The sequence below is a fragment of the Weissella oryzae SG25 genome (assembly GCF_000691805.2).
GTDB lineage: Bacteria > Bacillota > Bacilli > Lactobacillales > Lactobacillaceae > Weissella > Weissella oryzae.
Genome location: NZ_DF820540.1, coordinates 1 through 284 on the forward strand (window position 1 = coordinate 1; position 284 = coordinate 284).

At 48.9% G+C, this 284-nt stretch carries 1 protein-coding gene; it reads left to right on the forward strand.

What is annotated here, in order from left to right; genetic code table 11:
- Positions 1-284 (forward strand): Ig-like domain-containing protein (locus tag TT13_RS11505; protein WP_045477422.1); only part of this gene is annotated, 284 nt, incomplete at both ends.

Sequence of the window (284 nt, forward strand, 5' to 3'; positions counted from 1 at the left end):
CCAAGCTGGCGCTGATGGTAAGTACACCATTACATTACCTGCTAGTGTGGGTGAGAAGGCTACCCTTACAGCCACAGCGACTGACGCTGCTGGTAATGTAAGTACGCCAACTGATTTCATGACTCCAGCCGATGATGATAAGGTAGCACCTAGTGCACCAATCGTTGATAGCGTAACTGGTAACTCAACTAACGGTTATACTGTTACTGGTACGGCCGAGCCTGGTTCAACCGTTAACATCTACGATAAGGACCACAAGGTTGTCGGAACCGCCCAACATTACA